This is a genomic window from Roseomonas sp. BN140053 (assembly GCF_047690175.1).
Taxonomy (GTDB): domain Bacteria; phylum Pseudomonadota; class Alphaproteobacteria; order Acetobacterales; family Acetobacteraceae; genus Roseomonas.
In genome coordinates, this window is sequence record NZ_JBLLEB010000012.1 from 1 (window position 1) to 20,170 (window position 20,170).

The following is a 20,170-nucleotide window of genomic DNA, read 5'->3' on the forward strand; positions in this document are numbered from 1 at the left end:
ACCCGCGTGATCTCCTGCCCCTCCGCCAACCGCGCGAGGATGCGCGAGCTCAGCTCCGGCAACAGGGTGCGGGTCAGGATGACCTCGATGTTGCGCGCCCCACTGTCCACGTCACGGCATCGGAGGCGCTGAAGCGGCGTGCGGCATTCACTCCTGCCGCGCCGGGAGTGGCTGATCCTGTCCCCTGGCCAATGCCCGGTATGGGATCGGCCAGGCTTTCGGTGCCGACGGCGTCACACTAGTCGTCGAGGCTGTCCCAGACCTGCGCCCGTGCCCGTGCATCGAGAAGCGCCCCGCCCGCAGTCCGGAATATGCTCGTCACCGCGGGCGCAGCCCACGGGAGCGGCACCTTCGGCTTCACGCTCACGCCGTTCCGGTAAACGGCGCTCGAGGTCGAGGACCCGTGCCGGGCGTCCCGCTTTGCCCACAGAGCCAGGTTGGAAACCTGCTCTGCGGGAAGGGTGCCGGACTGGAAGAGCTCCCGAACGAGCTGCTCCCAGCTGATCTTCGTCCCCCCCATGGACAGGGCCAGCCGTTTGACGTTCAGCGGCGTCCAGATCGCACTATGCCGCTGATACACGCCTCCGGCGCTCGATCCCGCCTTGAGGACCCGAGCCACCGCCGCGGAGCAGTTCTCCCGCAGCATCCGGTACCTTTTGAACTCCGTTTTCGTGTGCTTCCATTCGGCCCGCATCGCGTCCTGGTTCAGGTTGGACAGCTTGATGACGTGGTCCGGTGCGTAGCCCTCGTTCGCCAGGTCTTTCCTGATGCACGCTTCCGTCGTCGAGCCGACCCCCGTGCCGAACAGGCCCCCGCCCGCGCCCTCGGGCCAGAAGCTGACGTAGTTGTTCTGGTTGAGCCAGGACCAGTCGTCGTCGATGCTCATCGACGCGTGCCCGGGATAGGAGTGGCCGGCGACGGTCACCATGTTGTTGTTCCAGATCAGCACGGTCGTCATCGTCACATCCCTTTGTGGCTCGGCACAGAGACTGGTGACGGTGCTTCGGGACCGTTCCGCCGTGCCGCTCTTCGGTGACGCAGTGAAACCACGGAGGCGCGCCGCAGGTCCTGAGAGAGAAACGAAATCGGCCGGAAACTTCGCCCGCCGCGCGGTTCGGAACTCGTTCGCCGGGCGCCCCTTTCCGGCGCGGGCGTGACGCCGTCCGTCCGGCGCCGGGTGCCTGCCATCACGGGCGGGGGCGATCTGCCGGGCGAAGCCGGCTCACCTACAGGGCCCCGGGAGAGTGATGGCGGCGGCGGGCCGAAGGGGGCACTCACAACGGGGTGACTTCGCGGCGGCGGCGTGCGACGGTTTTTTCGGAAGTCTTCGGAAGTCTTCGGATGGCCAGCACAGCAGCGGCGTCGGGCGGGGAGCGGGTGGTGGACGAGAGCGCCTACCACTTCGATGCTTTCCGCCTGGACCCCCGGCGCGGCGTGCTGGAAGCGGAGGACGGCACCGTCCTGCCGCTGCGGCCCCGCAGCTACGAGCTGCTGCGCCACATGCTGGACCGCCCGCACGAGCTGCTGCGGCGGGAGGCCCTGCTGGAAGCGCTGTGGCCCGGCCTGGCCGTCACCGATGACAGCCTGACCCAGTGCATCAGCGAATTGCGCCAGGCGTTCGGCAGCCGCGGCTCGGCGGTGCTGCGGACCCTGCCGCGCCGCGGCTACGTGCTGGCCGCGAATGTGCGCCGGGAAGCGCCGCCGGCCGATCCGCCCACGGCGCCGGCGGCCGCGCGCCCTACCCCCACGCTCGCTGCCGCGCCGGGCCGCGACCTGTTGGTAATCGAGGCGCTCGAGCCGGCTTCAGCGGATGCGGCGGGGCAGCAGCTGGCCCGGGCGCTGGGGGCGGAATTGCTGGTGACCCTCAGCCGGTCTGAGATCATGCGGGTGCTCACCCGGCGGCCGGTGCCGGCGCCGGCCGACTGCTACCGCCTGTGCGGCGCGATGCTGCGCGCCGGCGAGGAACCGTTGCTGTCCCTGGTGCTGGAGGATGCCGAGACCAGCCGGGTCCTCTGGGCCGACCGGGTGGCCCTGCCCGCGGGAAGCGGGCGCGACGACGCCCTGGCGGTGCTGCTCGCCCGGCTGGAGATGCACGTCACGGGCGAGGCGCTGCACCGCGCCCGGCACAAGGCGCCGGAGGCGAGGCGGCCGCACGACTTCATCCTGCTGGGGCGGGAGCTGCACGAGCGCGGCGGCGAGGCGAACACGCTGGAAGCCCGGCAGCACTTCCTGCGCGCGATCGCCATGGATCCCAGCATCGCCGTGGCGCACGCCTTTCACGCGTTCACCGTGATACGCTTCCTCACCCATGGCTGGGGTGGGGGGGACCGCGACGTGCAGTGCCGGCTGGCGCTGGACATCGCGCAGCGCGCCGTGGAGCTGGAGCCGCGCTCCGCCCTGTGCCAGTCGGCGCTGGCCTTCGCGCTGCTGCATCTCGGGCGATGGGAGGAGGCGGTGGAGGCGGCGCGGGCCTCGCTGCGGCTGAGCAGCCTGTCCGCCATCGGCACCCGCACCGCCTGCGCGGAGGTGCTGGCGGCGAGCGGCGAAGCGGCCGAGGCGGCCGCGGCGCTGCAGGCCGCCATCGCGCTGGACCCCTTCTGCCCGCCGCGGTCGCGCGCCGTGCTGGGCCGTGCCCTGCTACTGAGCGGGCGGCGCGAGGAAGCGCTGGCCGAGTTGCACCGCGCCGATGCCCGCCTGCCCGACTACGCGCCCTGCCTGCGCTCCATGGTGGTGGCGGCAGTGGAACTGGGGCGGATGGAGGAAGCGCGGGACGCGCTGGCGCGGCTGCGCCGGCTCCAGCCCAACTGGCTGCCCAACAACCGGCAGGCGCTGGCCTTCCTGCGCGACGAGCGCGACCTGGAGCGTTTCGTCGCGGCCTTCGAGGCCTGCGCCGACGCGGTGAACCCGGCCAGCTGAACGGCCCCGGCAGGTCCGCGGAGCGTCATGGCACCGGGCCGGCGTCCTGGGCCGGCGGAGCAAGAAAGGCCGGGGGAGTGAACTCCCCCAGGCCCCCTCCTTCTTTCGGGAGTTTGGGGGAGTGGAACTCCCCCAAACTCCCGAAAATAGAAGGGGGTCCGGGGGGATACTTCCCCCCGGCTTGCCGTGTCTGATCGCGCCTCGGCGGCCTCAGTCCTGCTCCATCCCGGGCAGCGCCACGCCGTTCTCGGCCAGCAGGCGGTCCAGCAGCGCGGCATGGCGGCGTTCCGGCGCGGTTTCGGCGGCCGAGGGTTCCGCGTCGCCTGGCTGGCGCAGCGCGGCCAGGAGCAGGTCGGCGCGCACCGCGCGCTCGGCGCGGGCGGGCAGGGCGGCGTGCAGCGCCTCGGGGCTGCTGTTGCGTTCCTCGGGCAGCAGTCGCCCGGCGGCGAGGCGCGCGTCCAGCGCGGCCCGCAGCGGCGCATGGGCGGCGTCCACCAGCACCTGCGGCACGGCGAAGGGGCCGGCGCGTTGCAGCAGTTCCTCCACCAGCGCCGCGCGCAGCCGGTCCGCCTGCGCGTCGCGCAGCTGCGCCGAAAGGCCGCGGCGCAGGGCGGCGAGGTCGGGATGGCCGAGCCGCCGCGCCAGAGCATCGTCGGCCGGACCGGGCTGGCGGAGCTGGCGCAGCACCGCCCGCACCCGCGCCTCGCCGCGCGGCTGGCCGGGCACGGGGGGCAGCACGGTGTCATGCACCAGCACGGCGCCGACCCGCAGCCCTTCCAGCCGTTCCAGCAGCCCGGGCGGCAGATCGGGCGAGGCCTCCGGCTCGCCCAGCCGCGCCAGCACCCGGCCGCGCCGCAGGGCGGGGTCCGGCTCGCCCTCCGCCGTGTCGCCGGCATGGCTCAGGCGGGCGCCACCCAGGCGCAGGGTGAAGGCGACCTCCCCCTCGTCGCGCGGGCGCAGCCGCAGCACGGGGTGAACGCCCGTGGTGCCCGGGGCGGCCACGGTGAACTGGGCGGCGAAGGGCTGCGCCAGCAGGGCGCCGGGGCCGGGGTTGGGCAGCATCGCCGCCAGCCGGTCCAGCAGCGTGCCATCGGCGCCACGCTGTTCCAGCACCACGGAAGCGCGCATGCCCTCGGGCAACTGGCCGGCCGGCAGGCTCCAGTAGCCTTCGAAGCGCAGCCGGTCGCCCGGTTGCGCCGGCACCTCGCCGGCCCGTTCCAGCGCCAGCTGCGGCGACACCTGGGGGGATACCCGGCCCTCGAAGCGGAAATCGACGCAGGGCAGGCCGCCTTCCACCCCGCTGCCGGCGACCCGCGCCAGCCCTTCCTTGCGCCAGGCCAGGGCCCAGCGCGCCGGCACCTGGTTGCGCGCGGCGATGGCGCCCTCGCCGTCGGGGTTGCGCAGCAGGTTTTCGGGCCGCAGCAGCCGCACCGCCGAAACCTCCAGCAGCGCGGCGTCGCCGGGGGCGGCGGCGTGGTCGGGCGGCAGCACGCGTTCCGGCGCAAAGGCGCGGCGCAGCGGCAGCAGGGCGGCGTCCAGGGCTTCCGCCATCCCCTGCCCCGCCGCGGCCGCCGCGGCGGCGAGCGCGGGGGCGAGGCCGTCCAGGGCGGGAAGCGGCACCTCGGGCAGCAGGTCGAAGGAGAAGCGGGCGCGCACCTCGTCCTCCGGCCCCGGGGGGAGGAATTCCAGCCGGGGCGGCTCGGCCGGGCGCAGCTTCTGGGTGCGGATGACCTGCTGCGCCGCGTCCAGCGCCATGGCGCGCGCCGCGGCGTCGCGGACGCCGTGCCCGAAGCGCGCAGCCAGGGCGGCGGGGTCTTCCGGCGGCGCCCCGGCGGGCAGGTTGCCGCGCAGGCGCTGCAGCTGCCGCTCGGCCGCGGCGGCGAGAACGGGGGCGGGGATCAGCAGCACGAAGCTGCGCTCCAGCCCGTTCGGGGGCAGGGGAAGAATGGTGGCGCGGGTCGGGGTCATACCGTGCTGTTCGATGGGGGCCCCGCGGCGGCGGCCGCAGCGCCGGGGCGGTGCGGCCGCCGCCGCGGGGCGGGGCTGCGGGGCCGCGCACGCGGCCCGGCGCGCCGGCGAAGCGCCGCGCATCCCGGAACCAGCGCACCCGGCAAAGATGCCGCAACGTCCCGCGTGTTCCGCTCCCCCGCAAGTCCCGGGAAGGGCCGTGGGAGCGGGACGCGCCGCGCGTTTGCGGTTATGGAGGCGGGAAGGAACCGGGCGCCGCTGGCCGGGGCCGGGTGCTGGGGATGAACAGGGCGTTCCATGCCGTTCGAGCTTGGCTCCGTCGCGACGGGTGGCGGCCCGGCTGGGCCGCCGGGGCAGGGCGTCGCCGCGCCGGGCCGAGCGGTGCTGCCGGGCGGCGGTGAGGCGCCGCCGGGTCGTGGTCATGGGCTGCCGGGTGGCAACGAAGCATTGTTGAATTGCGACGGAACGCTGCCGGGCGGCAGCGAGACGCTGCCAAGCGGCAGCGAGACGCTGCCGGGGGTGCCGACGCTGCGCGGGCGCCTGCTGCTGCTGGTCGCCTGCATCGCCATTCCCTTCGCGCTGTTTATCGCCTGGTCGCTGCAGGACGCCTACCGCCGGGACCATGCCCGCGCCGCGGCGGATCTGCTGACCACCGTGCGCGCCCTGGCAGCGGCGCCGGACGCGGAATTCGCCCTGGCCGAGGCGCGGCTGCGCGGGCTGCTCGACGTGGCGGCGCAGCTCGCGGCGGTTGGCGCCACCGCCGCCGATCCGGGCAACGGCACTGTGGCCGGTGCGGGCGACCTTTCGCGGGACGACCCTCCATCGGGCGATCTGCCCCCGGCCGATCTGCCCCCAGGCGATCCCGCGCGCTTCCTGGACCGCGCGCGGCGCGCCGGAGCGGCTTCCGGTTCCGCCATCGCCCTGTATGCCGCCGACGGGCGGGTGCTGGCCGCCACCGGGCCGCTGCCGGAGGGTGGTGCCCCGCCAGGGCGGCCGCTGCGGGCCCGGCCCACCGGGCTGGTGGATGGGCGGGTGGGGCTGTGGCTGCCGGTGCCCGGCAGCAGCGGCGCGACGCTGGGGCTGTGGCTGCCGCCGGACCGGCTGGGCGAGGCGATGCGTGAGCGGCAGCTGCCGCCGGGATGGGTGGCGGCGGTGCTGGACGCCGAGGGCCGGGTGGTCGGCCGCACCCGGCGGGCGGCCGAGCTGGTGGGCCGCCCCGCCCTGCCGGAGGTGCGCGACGGCCTGGCGCAGCGCGGCGAGGGCTTCCTGGCCGGGCTGCGCAACCAGGACAACGAGGTGTCGCTGCTGGCCTTTGCGCGGTCGCCGAACAGCGGCTACGCCGTGGTGGCTTCCGTGCCGCAGGCCCGCTTCGGCGCGGCGCTGGTGGCCGACCTGACGCGCGCCGGCGCCGTGGCGCTCACGCTGTTGCTGGGCGGGGTGGTGGGGGCGCTGGTGCTGGCGCGGCGGGTGCGCACCGCCCTGGCCGCCCTGGCCGACCAGGCGCGGGCGGGCTCGGCCGTGCCGGCGGCCACCGGGCTGCGCGAGGTCGCCACCGTGTCCGTGGCCCTGGCCGCCGCGGCGCGCGACCGGGCGGCGGCGGCGGCGGCGCTGCGGGCGCAGGAGGAGCGCTACCGCGCCCTGGTGGAAACCAGCAGCGAGTTCGTGTGGCTGGCCGACCCGGAGGGCCGGTTGCTGCCCGAAGGCGCCGCCGCCTGGGCGCGGCTGACCGGCCAGGACCCTGCCTCGCTGGTGGGGCGCGGCTGGTTCGAGGCCCTGCACCCGGAGGAGCGCGGCGTGGCGGACGCGCTGTGGCGCGCCGCGCTGCAGGCGCGGCGGCCGGTGGCGGGGGAATGGCGTGCCCGGCGCGCCGCGTCCGGCGGGAGCGGGGGCGCGGGCGGCGCGGAGGGTGCCGGGGCGGCGGGCGGCCCGGACGGGGCCGGTACCCGGGACGGGTCCGGTTTCTTGGGCGAGCCCGGCACGCCAGGCGCCGCCCGGGCCGCCGCGCCGGAGCCCGGCCCGGCGGCGGCGCCCGCCGAGGCGCCTTGGGACGGCAACGGTCCCGCCGCGCCGGCCGACCGCGTAGCTTGGCTGTCCGTGCGCGCCGTGCCGCTGTTCGACGCCGCCGGGGCGGTGCGGGAATGGATCGGCCTGTCGGCGGACGTCACGGCGGCGCGGGTCGCCTCGCGCGCCCTGGCCGAGAGCGAAACCCGGCTGCGGCTGGCGCTGGACGGCGGCGGGCTGGGCACCTGGGACTACGACCCCGTGTCCGGCCGCGGCCTCTGGTCGCCCGGCATGGCGGCGATGCTGGGCCTGCCGGCGGTGGAGCGGTTTTCCGAGCGGCGCGGCCTGGCGGCCGTGCACCCCGAGGACCGCGAGCGGCTGCGCGCGGCGCTGGCCGCCGCGGTGGAGCACGGCGACAGCCTGGCGGCCGAGCTGCGCGCCGCGCGCCCCGCCGCCGATGGCGGGCCGGTCTGGCTGGAGCTGCGCGCCCGCGTGCTGCGCGACGAGGACGGGCGCGCCACCCGGCTGGTGGGCGTGGTGCGCGACGTCACCGAGCGCGAACGCGCGGCCGAGGCGCTGCGCAACCGCGAGGCGGAGCTGGAGCGGCTGGTGGCCGAGCGCAGCGCCGCGCTGCTGGAAAGCGAGAACAAGCTGGCGCAGGCGCAGAAGATGGAAGCGCTGGGGCGGCTGGCCGGCGGCGTGGCGCACGACGTCAACAACGTGCTGCAGGCGGTGCTGGGCGGCGCCCGGCTAATCGCCGCCCGCGCCACCGACACCGAGCGCGTGGGCCGGCTGGCGGCGCTGGTGGCCGAACAGGCCGAGCGCGGCGCCGCCGTGACGCGCCGGCTGCTGGGCTTCGCCCGCCGCGGCGAGCTGCGCGCCGAGCCGCAGGAGGTCCCTGCCCTGCTGGACGGCCTGCGCGAGGTGCTGGGCCACACGCTGGGCAGCGCCGTGAGCGTGGCGGTGCAGGCGCCCGCCGAACTGCCGCCGGTGCTGGCCGACCGGGCGCAGCTGGAAACCGTGTTGGTGAACCTGGCGGTCAATGCCCGCGACGCCATGCCCGGCGGCGGCCGCGTGCTGCTGGCGGCGGAAGCGGCGCCCTTCGGCGCTTCGCCGCCGGCGGAGCTGCGCCCCGGCCGCTACCTGCGGCTGTTCGTGGCAGACACCGGCACCGGCATGGCGCCCGCCGTGCTGGCGCGCGTCACCGAGCCCTTCTTCACCACCAAGGGCGAGGGCACCGGGCTGGGCCTGGCCATGGCGCGCGGCTTCGCCGAACAGTCCGGCGGCGCGCTGGGCATCAGCAGCGCGCCGGGCAGCGGCACCACCGTGTCGCTCTGGCTGCCGGTGGCCGAGGCGGCGGCACCGGCTGCGGCGGTCACGGCCCCGGCGGGTGCGGCCGCCGCCGCGCGGCTGCTGCTGGTGGACGACGAGCCGGCGGTGCGCGCGGTGCTGGCCGGCGGGCTGGAAGAGCGCGGCCACGTCGTCAGCGTGGCGGGCAGCCCGGCCGCCGCGCTGTCCATGCTGCGCGCGGGCGTGGCGGCCGAGGTGCTGGTCACCGACCTGTCCATGCCCGGCGGCATGGACGGGCTGGGGCTGCTGGCCGCCGCGCGGGACCTGCGCCCCGGCCTGCCCGGCATCCTCGTCACCGGCTATGCCGACGAGGCCACGGGCGCCGCGGTGGACGACGCCGCGGCGACGACGCCCACCGCGCTGCTGCGCAAGCCCATCTCCTCCGAGGCGCTGGCCGCCGCCGTGGCCGGCCTGCTGGCCGCGCCGCCGCCGTGAGCCGCCGCGCGGCGCCCGGCCGGCCCCCTGCCCCGAACCTTGGCCCCAACCCTGGCCCGAGCCTTGGCCGCGGCCTTCTTGTTCGGGTCACGCAACTGCGGCCGCCCCTGGCGCGTCGGGATGGCGTGGCCGCGCTTCCGCAGAGAACCGGCCCGCACCGCGCGGCGTGCCGCCTGCCACCCTCGCGCCGGTGCCGACTGGGCGATGCGCCTCCCTCCCATCCCCGGCGCGGGGGCGGGGCGGGGCGTAGACCCCGCGCCGGGGTTCCCGGCGGGCCGGCCGTGCCGCGCCCGCCCGGGGCCGCCGCTTCGACGACCGGCCCGCGTGGCCGGAGCAACAACCCCCCGCAGGAGGTCGCCGTTCCATGTCCCTGAAGCCGCAGGCCGGCTCGCCCCTCGCCCGCTACGCCATGGCCTACGTGCTGGCCGGCGGGCGCGGTTCCCGGCTGATGGAGCTGACCGACCGCCGCGCCAAGCCGGCGGTGTTCTTCGGCGCCAAGTCGCGCATCATCGACTTCGCGCTGAGCAACGCGCTGAACTCGGGCATCCGGCGGATCGGGGTCGCGACTCAGTACAAGGCGCATTCGCTGATCCGCCACCTGCAGCGCGGCTGGAACTTCCTGCGCCCCGAGCGCAACGAGAGCTTCGACATCCTGCCGGCCAGCCAGCGCGTGTCGGAAACCGAATGGTACGCCGGCACGGCGGACGCGGTGTTCCAGAACCTCGACATCATCGAGAGCTACGGGCCGCGCTACATGGTGATCCTGGCCGGCGACCACGTGTACAAGATGGACTACGAGACCATGCTGCGGCAGCACGTCGACAGCGGCGCCGAGGTCACGGTGGGCTGCATCGAGGTGCCCCGCGCCGAGGCCAGCGCCTTCGGCGTGATGCATATCGACGAGAGCGACCGCATCCTGTCCTTCCTGGAAAAGCCGGTGGACCCGCCTTCCATGCCGGGGCGGCCGGACACCGCACTGGCCTCCATGGGCATCTACGTCTTCGACACCAAGTTCCTGGCGGCCGAGCTGCGGCGGGATGCGGCGAACCCGCACTCCTCGCGCGATTTCGGCAAGGACATCATCCCGCTGATCGTGGAGCGTGGCACGGCGGTGGCGCACCGCTTCACGGAATCCTGCGTGCGCTCGGGCGACCAGGCCGAAGCCTATTGGCGCGACGTCGGCACGGTGGACGCCTATTGGCAGGCCAACATCGACCTGACGGACGTGGTGCCGGCGCTGGACCTGTATGACCGCGACTGGCCGATCTGGACCTACAGCGAGGTGACGCCGCCGGCGAAGTTCGTGTTCGACGATGCCGACCGGCGCGGCTTCGCGGTGGATTCCCTGGTGTCGGGCGGCTGCATCGTGTCGGGCTCGCATGTCCGCCGCTCGCTGCTCTTCTCCAACGTGCGCGTGCATTCCTTCTGCGAGCTGGAAGGGGCGGTGCTGATGCCCGGGGTGGACGTCGCCCGCCACATCCGGCTGCGCAACGTGGTGGTGGACAGCGGCGTGCACCTGCCGGCCGGCCTGGTGGTGGGCGAGGACCCGGAGGAGGACGCGCGGCGCTTCCGGCGTTCCGAGAAGGGCGTCTGCCTGATCACGCAGCCGATGATCGACGCGCTGCGGGCATGACGGCGCTTCCGGTTCTCGCCGTCGCGTCGGAGGCATATCCGCTGGTCAAGACCGGCGGGCTGGCCGACGTGGTGGGCGCCCTGCCCGCGGCGCTCGCCGCCGAGGGCGTGGCGGTGCGCACGCTGCTGCCGGGCTACCCGGCGGTGCTGCGCGCGCTGCGCGACGCGGAGGTGGCGGCGGAGTTGGGGCCGCTGGCCGGCGGTCCGGCAACACTGCTGGCCGGGCGGGCCGAGGCGGAAGGCGGCGCCATGGCGCTGCTGGTGCTGGACGCGCCGCACCTCTTCGCGCGCGAGGGCGGCCCCTATGCCGGGCCGGACGGGCGGGACTGGCCGGACAACCCGCAGCGCTTCGCGGCGCTGTGCCGCGTGGCGGCGCGGATCGGCAAGGGCCTGCTGCCGAACTTCGTGCCGGAGGTGGTGCACGCGCATGACTGGCAGGCCGGGCTGGTGCCGGCCTATCTGCGCTACGGGGGCGCGGGCGCCCGCCCCGGCACGGTGGTGACGGTGCACAACCTGGCCTTCCAGGGCAGCTTCCCGCGCGCGCTGCTGGCGGAGCTGGAACTGCCGCCCGAGGCCTGGTCGATCGACGGGGTGGAGTATTACGGCGCCATCGGCTTCCTCAAGGCCGGGCTGCGCCTGGCCGACCGCGTCACTACCGTGTCCCCCACCTATGCCGCCGAGATCACCACCGCCGAGGGCGGCATGGGGCTGGAAGGTCTGCTGCGCGCCCGCGGGAGCGAGCTGTCCGGCATCCTCAACGGGCTCGACACCGCCGTGTGGGACCCGGGGCGGGACCCGCACCTCGCCGCGCCCTTCGACACCCGGCGCCTGAAGGCGCGCGAGGCGAACCGCGCGGCGCTGCGCGGCGCCTTCGGGCTGGACGACACCCCCGACGCGCCGGTGCTGGGCGTGGTCAGCCGGCTGACCTGGCAGAAGGGCATGGACCTCGTGCTGGAGGCGCTGCCCGACCTGCTCGGCCACGGCATGCGGCTAGCGCTGCTGGGCAGCGGCGACCGGGCGCTGGAAGCCGGCTTCTCCGAGGCGGCGGCCGCGCATCCCGGCCGCGTCGGCGTACGGCTGGGCTACGACGAGGCCTTGGCGCACGCCATCCAGGGCGGCTGTGACGCGCTGCTGGTGCCCTCCCGCTTCGAGCCCTGCGGCCTGACCCAGCTGTCCGCGCTGCGCTACGGCGCCCTGCCGGTGGTGGCGCGCGTCGGCGGGCTGGCCGACACGGTGATCGACTGCAACACCGTGGCGCTGGCCGCCGGCGTCGGCACCGGGCTGCAATTCGCCCCCACCACCGCCCCGGCGCTGCGGGCGGCGCTGGCCCGCTTGGCGGCGCTGTGGCGCGACCCGAAGGCGTGGCAGCGGGCGCAGCGCAACGGCATGGCCGCCGATCTCGGCTGGACACAGCCGGCCCGGCGCTACGCGGCGCTGTTCCAGGAGGTCCGCTCCGGGGGGTAGCGCCCGCGCAGCCCGGCCGCGCGGCCCGTCACTGCGGCTGGACGCCGGCCTCCCGCAGCACCACGGCCCAGCGGTCCATCTCGGCATCCACGAAGCGGCGCGCTTCGGCCGGCGTGTTGGCCAGGATCCGCTCGGCGCCGAGCTCGGCGAAGCGCTGCCGCAAGGGCCCTTCGGCCATCACGGCGGCGATCTCCCGCTGCAGCCGCTCCACGATCGGCGCCGGCGTGGCCGCGGGGGCGAGCAGGCCCTGCCACACGCTGAAGGTGGCGGCGGGGAAGCCGGCCTCGGCGATGGTGGGCACGTCCGGCATCAGCGCGGAGCGCTGCGCGGAGGACACCGCCAGCGCGCGGGCCTGCCCGGCCTGGGCGATCGGAAAGGCCGAGGGGCCGGCGGTGTAGAGCATGGCCAGGCGCCCGCTCAGCAGGTCCTGGGTCGCGTTGCCGGTGCCGCGATAGGGGATCTCCTCCATCCGCAGCCCGGAGGCGTGAAGGAACAGCAGGCTGACCAGTTGCAGCGCCCCGCCCGTGCCGGTGCTGCCATAGGCGTACTGGCCGGGCTTGGCCCGGAGCAGCTCCACGAACTCGGCCATGTTGTGGGCCGGCAGGTCGTTGGGCACCAGCAGCACCATCGGCCCCTCGGCCACGATGGTGACCGGCGCGAGGTCGCGCTGCGGGTCGTAGTCCAGGCGCGCGTAGAGGGAGCGGTTCACCGCGTGCCCGGTGTTGGTGAACAGGAAGGTGGTGCCGTCGGGGGGTGCCTTGGCCACGGCGGAAGCGCCGATGTTGCCCCCTGCGCCGGTGCGGTTCTCCACCACGAAGCGCTGCGGCAGGCGCTGCGACAGGGCCTCGCAGATCAGCCGGGCGATGATGTCCGTGGGACCGCCCGCCGCGTAGGGCATGATCACCCGCACCGGGCGGGACGGCCAATCGGCCGCCGCGGTTCCGCCCGTGGCCTGGGCGCGGGCCGGGCCGGCCGCGGCGAGAGGCCCCAGCAGGGCGGCGCCGAGCGCGGCGGAGAGCGCCGCGCGGCGCTTCGAAACCGCGAAAGGGTGCGGCGGAATGGTGGATGTCACGGGCTTCGGTTTCCTTCCCCGGCCGCCTCGCCGGCACGGGCCGGCCGGTGGCCTGTGTTCCACGCGGCAGGGCATGTCCGGCGCCGCGCCGGCCGCCGCGGGTGGAGCGCGGGCACGAGCCGGCGAGGCGTGGCCAGCCCCGGCTTGCGGCCGGGATGGCCGCGCGTCCTTGCCCGACCCGCCGCCTCCCTCGCTTGACCGAAAGCGCAACAACCTCAAACATACGTTTGATTGCGTCAAGTTTGTTCCGCCTCCGCGACCGTTCCGGGTACCGAGCCCGGGGTCGGTTCGGGCAGGAGGCGGCGCCGCGGCCGGCATCGCGGCGCCGCGACGGGGCGGGACCTCGCGGCAGGGATAGGGAAAAGGGTCCGGAAATGGCCGACACGAGGATCGCGGTGCTCGGCACCGGCGCCAATGGCAGTTGCGTGGCCGCCGACCTGTGTAATGCCGGGCTCGACGTGTCGCTCTTCGACCAGTGGCCAGCGCATGTCGAGGCGATGCGCGCCAAGGGGCTGCGGATCACCCTGCGGCAGGGCGAGGTGCATGCGGCGGTGCGCGCCCATCACCTCTGCGACCTGGCGGCGCTGAACCCGCGCTTCGACGTCGTGTTCCTGGTCACCAAGGCCTACGACACGCGCTGGCACGCCGAGCTGATCCGGCCCTATCTGAAGGAGGACGGCTTCGTGGTGGGGCTGCAGAACGCCATGACGGCGGAGGCGATCGCCGAGGTGGTCGGGCCGTCGCGGACGCTGGGCTGCGTGGTGGAGCTGTCCTCCTGGTGCTTCACCCCCGGCGAGGTGAAGCGCAACACCGCGCCCGGCAAGACCTGGTTCGGGCTGGGCAGCTTCCACCCCTCCACCGCCGGGCGGGAGGAGGAGGTGGCGGCGGTGCTGCGCCATGCCGGCAAGGTGGAGCTGGTGGAGGACGTGCTGTCGGCGAAGTTCATGAAGCTGGTGGTCAACTCCATGACGCTGGCCACCATGGCGATGATCGGCGGCGACCTGGCCGAGGCGCATCCCGCGGGCATGCGGGAGCTGATGCTGGCGCTGGGCACGGAATCCCTGGCGGTCGGCCGGGCGCTGGGCCGCCCGGTCGTGCCGATCTTCGGGCTGAGCCGCGAGCAGGTGGAAGGGTCCAACGACCTGCTGATGACGCTGGTGGAGAAGCTCAACCGCGACATCGGCCCGGGCCGCGGCGCCAACACCACCCTGCAGGACCACCTCAAAGGACGGCTGAGCGAGGTGGACATGATCAACGGGCTGATCGCCGCGGAGGGTCGCCGCCACGGCATCCCGACGCCGGCCAACGACGCCATGGTCGAGGTGACCCGGCGCATCCATGCCGGCGCGATGAAGCCGGACATGGCCAACATGGCGGTGGCGCTGGAACTGGCCGGCCTGCGCCTCTGAACCTCGCCGCGGCCTTCCCCGGACGGCCGGACGCCCGGCGGGACCGCAGCGCGCGGGCGAGCCGGGATCGTGCCCCGCACCGGCCCGCGTGGCGGTTCTCGCGGATCAGGCCGGGACGGCGCGGATCGCCTCGTCCAGCGTGCCGAAGAGCCGGTCGATCTGCGGCTTCTCCACGATCAGCGGCGGCGAGAGGGCGACGATGTCGCCGGTGACGCGCACCAGGACGCCGTTGTCGAAGCAGCGGCGGAACACCTCGGTGGCGCGGGCGCCGGGGGCACCGGGGCGGGGGGCCAGCTCGATGCCGGCGATCAGGCCGAAGTTTCGCACGTCCACCACGTCGGGGGCGGCGCGCAGGGCGTGGGCGGCGTCCTGCCAGTAAGGCTCGACCGCGCGGGCGCGGCCGGGCAGGTCCTCGGCGCGGTGCAGCTCTAGCGTGGCGATGGCGGCGGCGGAAGCGAGGGGGTGGCCGGAATAGGTGTAGCCGTGGAACAGCTCGATGCCCGCGGGCGAGCCCTCCACGATCGTGCGGAAGATCTCCTCGGAGGCCGCGACGGCGCCCATCGGCACGGCGGCGTTGGTCAGGCCCTTGGCCATGGTCAGGATGTCCGGCGTGACGCCCAGGCGTTCGGCGCCGAAGGGGGTGCCGAGGCGGCCGAAGCCGGTGATCACCTCGTCGAAGATCAGCAGGATGCCGTGCCGGGTGCAGAGCTCGCGCAGGCGTTCAAGGTAGCCCAGGGGCGGCACCAGCACGCCGGTGGAGCCGGCCACGGGTTCCACCATCACCGCCGCGATCGTGTCGGCGCCGTGCAGCGTGACCAGGGCTTCCAGGGCGTCGGCCAGTTCCGCGCCGTGGGGCGGCTGACCGCGGGAAAAGGCGTTCTGCGCCGGCAGGTGCGTGTGGGGGAGGTGGTCCACGTAGGGCAGCATGGCGCCGAACTGCTTGCGGTTGCCGCCGATGCCGCCCACGGACATGCCGCCGAAGCCGACGCCGTGATAGCCGCGCTCGCGCCCGATCAGCCGCACGCGCTGCCCCTGGCCGCGGGCGCGATGGTAGGCGAGGGCGATCTTGAGGGCAGTGTCGGCGCTCTCGCTGCCGGAATTGGTGAAGAAGATGCGGTCCATCCCCGCGGGCGTCAGCTCCGCCACGCGGGCGGCGGCCTCGAAGGCGATGGGATGGCCGAGCTGGAAGGTGGGGGCGAAGTCCAGGATGGCGGCCTGCTTCTGGATGGCTTCCGTGATCTCGCGGCGGCCGTGGCCAGCGTTGCAGCACCACAGCCCGGCGGTGCCGTCCAGGATCTCGCGCCCTTCGGGGGTGAAGTAGGACATGCCCTCGGCCCGGGCGAGCAGGCGGGGATGCGACTTGAAGTAGCGGTTGTCCGAGAAGGGCATCCAGAAGGCGTCGAGGTCGTTGGGTCGGGGAATGCGGATCTCGTTCATCGGCGGAGGCACCACGGGTTGCGGCGGCACGATGGGCGAGGGCGGGGCGGCGGGCAATGCAGCGGAGCGGCGGCGTCTCAGGAGGGGGAGAAAGAATTCTCCCCCTCCCGAACCCTCCCCCTCATCTTTTTTCGGGAGTGCTGCCGCGGTCTGGTCTGCGACGTGGAGTGCGCCGGAGGGCTTAGCCCTCCGGCGACTGAGCCCGCCTGCTCGCGGCACCGTGGAGGGGTGATTTTTTCCTCGCAGGACCGGACGTGTCCGCCACGTCCGCGGCAGCACCTCGAAAGAAGATGAGGGAGGGTACGGGAGGGAGAATGCATTCTCCCTCCCGGGCCACCCGCGCCGACCGGCGCGCATCAGCCCTGCGCCGGTTGCGCCGGCGGGGCGGCGGCGCCACATGCCCGCCGAGAGGGCCACCGAATGTTCATCGAGACCGAACCCACCCCCAATCCCGCCACCCTGAAGTTCCTGCCCGGGCAGGACGTGATGGGCAGCCGCGGCACGGCGGATTTCAGCGATGCCGCGGCCGCGATGCGCTCGCCACTGGCCGAGCGCATCTTCCAGCTGGACGGCGTGTCGCGCGTGTTCCTGGGCGCCGACTTCGTCACCGTGACCAAGTCCGAGGACGTGGAGTGGCAGTCGCTCAAGCCGATGGTGCTGGGCGCGATCATGGAGCACGCCCTGGCCGGCCGCCCCGTGCTGGCCGAGGACGCCGCCGAGGAAGCGGAGGAGGACACCGATCCCGCCGATGCCGAGGTGGTGGCGCAGATCAAGGACCTGCTCGACACCCGCGTGCGTCCGGCGGTGGCCGGCGACGGCGGCGACATCGTGTTCCGCGGCTTCCGCGACGGGGTGGTGCGGCTGCACATGCAGGGCGCTTGTTCCGGCTGCCCGTCCTCCCGCGCCACGCTGAAGCACGGGGTGGAAACGATGCTGCGCCACTACGTGCCCGAGGTGGTGTCGGTGGAGCAGGTCGAGGCCTGATCCACCCTTGCCGGGAAGGGGCGGTTGGCCCTTTTCCGGCTGCCGGCTTTTCTGGCCGGCGGCTTGCCGGGCTGGTGGCTTTCCCTGCCAGCGGTTTTCGCAGGGTCCAGCATTCGCGGCGTCCGGCTTCCCCGGCTCCTGGTTTTATCCGGCTGCCGGCGTTTCCCGCCGAGGGTTTTGGTGGTTCTGCGGGCGTCCGGCGTTCCCGGCCGTCGCCGCCCCTTGCGCCCGGCGCGGGCAGCCGCGCACCCGTGACCCTGCATCGGTGATTCCGCGGACGCTGCGCGCCGCGGGGGTCACAGCCTGCGGGATCGTGACGTTGTCCGGTTCCGCCGTGGCGGTGGAACCTTGCTTGCCTGCTTGACCCCCGGGGAAATCGAGCGCATCGCGGAAAGCCTCGAATCCCTGGTTCCCGGAGCCCGTTCTGCTCGCATTGCGTGTGATCCCCTGCCTGGACGTGAAGGACGGACGCGTCGTGAAGGGCGTGAACTTCGTGTCCCTGCGCGATGCCGGCGATCCCGTGGAACAGGCCCGGCTCTACGACGCCGAGGGCGCGGACGAGATCACCTTTCTCGACATCGGCGCGACGCATGAGAACCGCGGCACCATGCTGGACGTGGTGTCGCGCACCGCGGCGCAGGTGTTCATTCCCCTGACCGTGGGCGGCGGCGTGCGTTCGGTCGAGGATGTGCGCGGGCTGCTGCTGGCAGGGGCCGACAAGATCTCCATCAACTCCGCCGCGGTGGCCGACCCGGACCTGGTGCGCCAGGCGGCGGAAGCCTTCGGCTCGCAGGCCATCGTGGTGGCGGTGGATGCGCGCTCGGCGGGCCCCGGGCGGTGGGAAGTCTTCACCCATGGCGGGCGGCGCGGCACCGGCATCGACGCGGTGGACTGGTGCCAGCGCGTCGCCTCGCTGGGTGCGGGGGAACTGCTGCTGACCTCCATGGACCGCGACGGCACCAAGTCCGGCTTCGACCTCGACCTGCTGCGCGCGGTGCGGGCAGCGGTGCGGCTGCCCCTCGTGGCCTCCGGCGGCGTGGGGGAGGTGGGCCACTTCGTGGAGGGCGCGCGCACCGGGGCGACCGGGTTGCTGGCGGCCAGCGTGTTCCATTACGGCGAGATGCGCATCGCCGAGGCCAAGGCGGCGCTGTCCGCCGCCGGCCTGCCGGTGCGCCCCGCCACTGAAAGTCCCGGCGCGGGGGAGGCGGCCTGAGCAGCATGGCCAAGGATCTGAAGCGGGCCGGCAAGGCCACCAAGACCAAGAAGAAGGAACCCGTCGCCAAAGCTCGGGCGGTGCGGCTGCCCTTGCCCGAAGGCGTACCGGCGGTGCCGGCCAAGCCGAGCAAGCGCGCCCGCGTGGCCGAGAGCCAGCACCTGGCACCCCTGGATCTCGCGAGCGGACCGGCGGAGGCCGTCATCCTGGACCGGCTGTGGCGGACCATTGAGCAGCGCCGGCTGACCGGCGACGTCCATGTTTCGCATTCCGCCCGGCTGCTGGCGCGCGGCACCGCCAAGGTCGCCCAGAAGCTGGGCGAGGAAGCGGTGGAATGCGTGATCGAGGCGACGCTGGGCAACCGCGAGGCCACGGTGCTGGAAAGCGCCGACGTGCTGTATCACCTGCTGCTGGTCTGGGTGGATGCCGGCATCCGGCCCGAACAGGTCTGGGCAGAGCTGGTGCGGCGCGAAGGCATCAGCGGCATCGTGGAAAAAGCGTCCCGCCCCAAAGGCATCGTCCGCGCAGCGCGCACCACCAAGCTGCCCTGACCCGCGGCCAGCCCTTGGCGCCGGGCTGGGTTCTGCCGTTCGGGTGGGACGGGGGTTCTGGGTATTCGGGCCGTGGCCAAGGGGGCTCTGCCCCCTTGGAGCCCCCGCGAGGAGCTTAGGCTCCTCGACCTCATGAGTGCCTCCGGCGGGGGCGGGTTGGCCCACGTCGTCCCAGTAGACCGCCCTGTCCCAACCCGCCCCCGCCGGAGGCACTCAACGCGGGGTCCGGGGAGTTCGTAACTCCCCGGCGGGGTCCAGGGGCAGCGCCCCTGGCCAACGTCGGAAAACCAGGAATCCCCGCCCTACCGGAACGGCGAAGCCCGGCCCGAAGCCAGGGACAAGGCTGGTGGGTGGGTGGATGCGGGTGGTTCCCCCTTGCGCGGCAGCGTGGCGCGCCGCACGAAGGCGGCGCGGCTTGCGGGAGGAGTTCAGTTCATGCCGGTATCCGGCCTGCCACCCTATGACGAGGGGAACATCTTTGCCCGCATCCTGCGCGGCGAGATCCCGGCCAAGCGCGTGCACGAGGACGAGTGGGCGCTGGCCTTTCACGACATCGCGCCGCAGGCGCCGGTGCATGTGCTGGTGATCCCCAAGGGTCCCTACGTGTCGCTGGCGGATTTCACGGCCCAGGCCAGCGATGCGGAGATCGGCGGTTTCTGGCGGGCGGTGGGCAAGGTGGCCCGCGACCTCGGGCTGGAGGAGAAGGGGTTCCGCACGCTCAGCAACATGGGCTTCGATGGCGGGCAGGAAGTGCCGCACTTCCACGTCCACCTCTTCGCCGGCCGCCCGCTGGGCCGCATGGTTTCGCCGGCCGGCTGATTGCGCTCACCCAGGATGAGCGAACCTTTCACGGGCGCCGCCGAGGCGCGGGCGGCACTGGACGCGGCGGGCAAGCTGCCCGACCCGGAGCTGGACATCGCCGGCGTGGCACTGCAGTTCGCCCGGCTCGACGCGCCGGAGGCCGACTGGCTGGCCACCCGGCGCCACCTGTCCGACCTGGCGCGGGAAGCGGTGGCGGCCGCGGCGGCGGATCCGGAGGCCGATGGCGGCGACCCGCAGGCGCGGCGGGCCGTGCTGGCGCGGGTGATCCATGGCTGGGGCGGCTATGCCGGCGACACCGAGAGCTACGACGCGCCCGAGAACGCCAACCTGATCCGGGTGGTCGAGCGTCGGCGCGGCCTGCCCGTGGCGCTGGGCATCCTGTGGCTGCACGCGGCCGAGGCGGCGGGCTGGGGCGCGCACGGCATCGACTTCCCCGGGCATTTCCTGCTGGGGATCGAGGGCGCGCGAAGCCAGTCGGTGATCGACCCGTTCAGCGGCGGCACGGCACTGGCCGCGCCCGAGCTGCGGGCGCTGCTCAAGCGCGTGTCCGGCGGCCGGGCGGAGCTGCGGCCCGGCCTGCTGGCGCCGATGGACCGGCGCTCCGTGCTGCTGCGGCTGCAAACCAACATCCGCCTGCGCCGGATGTCGGGGGGAGATCTTGCGGGCGCGCTGACCTGCACGGAGGACATGCTGCGCCTGGCGCCGGATGCCTCCGGCCTGTGGCGCGAGGCAGGGATCATGAACCAGCGCTTGGACCGGATCGGGGCGGCGCTGAACTGCCTCAACCGGTTCCTGGAATTGGTGCCGAGTGGTGCGACGGCCGAGCAGGTTCGCGAGCTGATCGAGGAACTGCGGCAGCGGCTGAACTAGCGCTTCCGGCCAAACTCCCGAAGAAGGACGGGGGTCCGGGGGAATT

Annotated in this window: 14 protein-coding genes; 10 read left to right on the forward strand and 4 right to left on the reverse strand. The window is 74.3% G+C overall.

Translation table 11 applies throughout. The features are described 5' to 3' along the window. Positions 1 to 238 precede the first annotated feature (238 nt). Positions 239 to 958 (reverse strand): hypothetical protein, encoded by a 720-nt coding sequence (locus ACLIBK_RS13035; protein ID WP_415387697.1) that lies wholly within the window; start codon positions 956 to 958, stop codon positions 239 to 241. Positions 959 to 1,341: 383 nt separating this feature from the next. On the opposite strand from ACLIBK_RS13035, the gene ACLIBK_RS13040 reads away from it, so the two are divergent. Continuing rightward, entirely contained in the window at positions 1,342 to 2,916 is a 1,575-nt protein-coding gene (locus ACLIBK_RS13040) for a winged helix-turn-helix domain-containing protein (RefSeq protein ID WP_415387698.1), read from the forward strand. A 210-nt stretch (positions 2,917 to 3,126) separates the two neighbouring features. Here the strand turns inward: ACLIBK_RS13040 and ACLIBK_RS13045 are convergent, their stop codons facing one another. Beyond that, positions 3,127 to 4,884, reverse strand: a complete 1,758-nt coding sequence (locus ACLIBK_RS13045; protein ID WP_415387699.1) for a trigger factor — start codon at positions 4,882 to 4,884, stop codon at positions 3,127 to 3,129. Positions 4,885 to 5,181: 297 nt separating this feature from the next. Here ACLIBK_RS13045 and ACLIBK_RS13050 point away from each other — a divergent pair, with 297 nt between their 5' ends. From ACLIBK_RS13050 to glgA, 3 genes are all read left to right on the forward strand, one after another. After that, positions 5,182 to 8,670 (forward strand): PAS domain-containing protein, encoded by a 3,489-nt coding sequence (locus ACLIBK_RS13050; protein WP_415387700.1) that lies wholly within the window; start codon positions 5,182 to 5,184, stop codon positions 8,668 to 8,670. 364 nt (positions 8,671 to 9,034) lie between these two features. Continuing rightward, the gene (gene glgC, locus ACLIBK_RS13055) at positions 9,035 to 10,303 is read left to right on the forward strand and encodes a glucose-1-phosphate adenylyltransferase (RefSeq protein ID WP_415387701.1); all 1,269 of its coding nucleotides are present in this window, start codon (positions 9,035 to 9,037) and stop codon (positions 10,301 to 10,303) included. Next, on the forward strand, positions 10,300 to 11,766 hold the full coding sequence (gene glgA / locus ACLIBK_RS13060; RefSeq protein WP_415387702.1) for a glycogen synthase GlgA: 1,467 nt from the start codon (positions 10,300 to 10,302) through the stop codon (positions 11,764 to 11,766). Before glgC ends, glgA begins: the two co-directional genes overlap by 4 nt. A 28-nt stretch (positions 11,767 to 11,794) precedes the next feature. Here the strand turns inward: glgA and ACLIBK_RS13065 are convergent, their stop codons facing one another. Beyond that, entirely contained in the window at positions 11,795 to 12,838 is a 1,044-nt protein-coding gene (locus ACLIBK_RS13065; protein WP_415387703.1) for a Bug family tripartite tricarboxylate transporter substrate binding protein, read from the reverse strand. A gap of 374 nt (positions 12,839 to 13,212) precedes the next feature. On the opposite strand from ACLIBK_RS13065, the gene ACLIBK_RS13070 reads away from it, so the two are divergent. Continuing rightward, positions 13,213 to 14,247, forward strand: coding sequence for a ketopantoate reductase family protein (locus ACLIBK_RS13070; RefSeq protein WP_415387704.1), 1,035 nt, complete (start codon positions 13,213 to 13,215; stop codon positions 14,245 to 14,247). A gap of 105 nt (positions 14,248 to 14,352) precedes the next feature. On the opposite strand, the gene ACLIBK_RS13075 is transcribed toward ACLIBK_RS13070, so the two are convergent. Next, positions 14,353 to 15,684, reverse strand: a complete 1,332-nt coding sequence (locus ACLIBK_RS13075; protein ID WP_415387705.1) for an aspartate aminotransferase family protein — start codon at positions 15,682 to 15,684, stop codon at positions 14,353 to 14,355. Positions 15,685 to 16,104: 420 nt separating this feature from the next. On the opposite strand from ACLIBK_RS13075, the gene ACLIBK_RS13080 reads away from it, so the two are divergent. The 5 genes from ACLIBK_RS13080 (at position 16,105) to ACLIBK_RS13100 (ending at position 20,124) form a co-directional block, all read left to right on the forward strand. Then, positions 16,105 to 16,668, forward strand: a complete 564-nt coding sequence (locus ACLIBK_RS13080) for a NifU family protein (RefSeq protein ID WP_415387706.1) — start codon at positions 16,105 to 16,107, stop codon at positions 16,666 to 16,668. A gap of 424 nt (positions 16,669 to 17,092) precedes the next feature. Further along, complete coding sequence (gene hisF, locus ACLIBK_RS13085) at positions 17,093 to 17,881, forward strand: imidazole glycerol phosphate synthase subunit HisF (RefSeq protein WP_415387797.1); 789 nt, start codon at positions 17,093 to 17,095, stop codon at positions 17,879 to 17,881. Between the two features lie 5 nt (positions 17,882 to 17,886). Continuing rightward, complete coding sequence (locus ACLIBK_RS13090; protein WP_415387707.1) at positions 17,887 to 18,432, forward strand: phosphoribosyl-ATP diphosphatase; 546 nt, start codon at positions 17,887 to 17,889, stop codon at positions 18,430 to 18,432. Positions 18,433 to 18,867: 435 nt separating this feature from the next. Next, the gene (locus ACLIBK_RS13095) at positions 18,868 to 19,251 is read left to right on the forward strand and encodes a histidine triad nucleotide-binding protein (protein WP_415387708.1); all 384 of its coding nucleotides are present in this window, start codon (positions 18,868 to 18,870) and stop codon (positions 19,249 to 19,251) included. Between the two features lie 15 nt (positions 19,252 to 19,266). Then, on the forward strand, positions 19,267 to 20,124 hold the full coding sequence (locus tag ACLIBK_RS13100; RefSeq protein WP_415387709.1) for a SirB1 family protein: 858 nt from the start codon (positions 19,267 to 19,269) through the stop codon (positions 20,122 to 20,124). Positions 20,125 to 20,170 lie beyond the last annotated feature (46 nt).

Coding starts and splice junctions, on each gene's coding strand:
- ACLIBK_RS13035 (WP_415387697.1), bottom strand. CDS start 958: ATGACGACCGTGCTGATCTGGAACAACAACATGGTGACCGTCGCCGGC.
- ACLIBK_RS13040 (WP_415387698.1), top strand. CDS start 1,342: ATGGCCAGCACAGCAGCGGCGTCGGGCGGGGAGCGGGTGGTGGACGAG.
- ACLIBK_RS13045 (WP_415387699.1), bottom strand. CDS start 4,884: ATGACCCCGACCCGCGCCACCATTCTTCCCCTGCCCCCGAACGGGCTG.
- ACLIBK_RS13050 (WP_415387700.1), top strand. CDS start 5,182: ATGCCGTTCGAGCTTGGCTCCGTCGCGACGGGTGGCGGCCCGGCTGGG.
- glgC (WP_415387701.1), top strand. CDS start 9,035: ATGTCCCTGAAGCCGCAGGCCGGCTCGCCCCTCGCCCGCTACGCCATG.
- glgA (WP_415387702.1), top strand. CDS start 10,300: ATGACGGCGCTTCCGGTTCTCGCCGTCGCGTCGGAGGCATATCCGCTG.
- ACLIBK_RS13070 (WP_415387704.1), top strand. CDS start 13,213: ATGGCCGACACGAGGATCGCGGTGCTCGGCACCGGCGCCAATGGCAGT.
- ACLIBK_RS13075 (WP_415387705.1), bottom strand. CDS start 15,684: ATGAACGAGATCCGCATTCCCCGACCCAACGACCTCGACGCCTTCTGG.
- ACLIBK_RS13080 (WP_415387706.1), top strand. CDS start 16,105: ATGTTCATCGAGACCGAACCCACCCCCAATCCCGCCACCCTGAAGTTC.
- ACLIBK_RS13090 (WP_415387707.1), top strand. CDS start 17,887: ATGGCCAAGGATCTGAAGCGGGCCGGCAAGGCCACCAAGACCAAGAAG.
- ACLIBK_RS13095 (WP_415387708.1), top strand. CDS start 18,868: ATGCCGGTATCCGGCCTGCCACCCTATGACGAGGGGAACATCTTTGCC.
- ACLIBK_RS13100 (WP_415387709.1), top strand. CDS start 19,267: ATGAGCGAACCTTTCACGGGCGCCGCCGAGGCGCGGGCGGCACTGGAC.